We start from the raw sequence: 1,921 nt of genomic DNA, 5'->3' as shown, positions 1-1,921 counted from the left end.
CAATCAGCCTGTGACGCGACAGTATCCGGAGAGGACAGCCAGCTGTGCCCATGCGGGAGGATCTGCAATAGTGCCAAAGCTCTGTCAGTTCACAAAAGCAAATACCACACCGGGCAACAAACCTGTTACCTGATGGTGGAGCGGGAGGATGGTCAGCAACAGCCATGCGGAAAGGTCTGCAAGCATGCCAAAGCCCTGTCGGATCACAAAAGAATTGCCCATACCGGGCAAAAGATCTGTGATGTGATGGTGGTCTGGGAGGATGGCCACCAGAGACCATGTGGGACACTCAGCAAAAATCTGCAAGCTCTCTCTACTCACAAAAACAGATATCACAGCGGGCAAAGAGTCTGTGACGTGATGGTGCAACGGGAGGATGGTCAGCAACGGCTATGCGGAAAGATCTGCAAAAATGTTCAAGCCCTGCGGCTTCACAGAGGAAATGGGCATAGTGAGCAAAAAAACTGTGACGTAACAGTGGTTGGAGAAGATGGCCAACCGCGGCCATGCGGAAGGGTCTGGGGAAAGCACATAACCCTGTCCAACCACAAAAGCGGTTACCACACCGGACACAAAACCTGTCACGTGGCAGTGACAGGGGAGGATGGTCAGCAGAGGCCATGTGGGAAGATAAGCAAAAATGCCAAAGCACTGACAACTCACAAAAGCAGATACCACAGCGGGCAAAGAACCTGTCACGAAACGGTAGTCGGGGAGGATGGTCAGCGGTGGCTATGCTGCAAGGTCTGCAAGAATAATCGAGCCCTTTACGACCACAAAAGCAGATGCCACACCGGGCAGCAAACCTGTAATGAAACAGTGGTCGGAGCGGATGACCAGCAGCGGCTATGTGGAAAGGTCTGCAGCAGTGCTAAAGCCCTCATGAATCACAAAAGAGTACATCTAAAACGCAAAACTGTTGATTAGGAGCTGAATATTGACCGCGACTATGCTGAAAGATCTGCAACAATGCTAAAACCTTTTCGGACCACAAAAGAATGTATCCAAAACGCAAGTCTTATGATGTGGACCAGGGTGGATAGAGTTATTAAGCACTCTCTCTTTTCGGCATTACTGCTGACACTGTTATCGTCTGCCTTCTGTCAAGCCAAAGTATTGACAGAATATTTTATTGTCGACGTAGAACAGAAGGCAGTTTTTTCAAATCAGGGATTTTTTGTAAAACATGCCCAGAACACACTGCCAGACAGCCAGTCAGATATTGCCAACAAAAACGACTATTCAGGATCAGGTTCGACGCTTGATAACAACCGGCACCGAACTTTCAGTTACAGGATAAGAAGATCCCTTATTGATTCGATTTCCTGGCAATGGCTTTACGCCAGTTATCTGCTGATTGCCTACGAAGTGATCCTGACCAACAAAGACGCCCCTCAGAGCTTCACCTCTTATTCATCGCTACCTGAAGAATTGCTTGTCGTTGTCGTCTGGCTTTTTCAAAGCTATTGGAACCACGATTCACCACTGTTTAACCCAATTGAACAAGAGACGAACCAGAATCACCCGTTTGCGATCACCACTATGATGTATGGCTCTGAACAAGACCAACAACAAAGTCAGCCATCAGAATCATCAGCGCAGCATACCCCAATAGCAACTGTCCACTTTACAGGCCCTTTCACTCACCTCTTGTATTCTGAATCTGACGACGGTAACAGAAAAGATCCCCAACAACACTCACACACTTTAGGCTTAAATTGTTTCGTCCATAGCTGTCGTGGCGTTTGTAATTTCCGACCATCATCCGATAGCAGAGCATCGAATTCTGATGAACAATGTGAGCCACAGGCTCATGACATTGATGAAAACTCCATAAGCAAGGTCGCCTCAGACTCGATGAGTGCAGGGAATATGTGGTGTTTACAGGATCAACATAGCCTAAGCAACGAAGACAGCGTCC

General features: G+C 48.0%; 2 protein-coding genes. Both read left to right on the top strand.

The window, feature by feature from the left end; genetic code table 11:
* Positions 1–927, top strand: a 927-nt coding sequence (locus KDK18_RS06620; RefSeq protein WP_257254082.1) for a hypothetical protein, incomplete at its 5' end; no start/stop codon positions are given.
* A 108-nt stretch (positions 928–1,035) separates the two neighbouring features.
* The coding region (locus KDK18_RS06615; protein ID WP_257254081.1) for a hypothetical protein at positions 1,036–1,921 on the top strand (886 nt) is incomplete at its 3' end.

The organism is Endozoicomonas sp. SESOKO3 (genome assembly GCF_024606255.1).
Note: the sequence above shows the minus strand (reverse complement) of the source record. Positions and strands in the feature narration are given on the sequence as shown.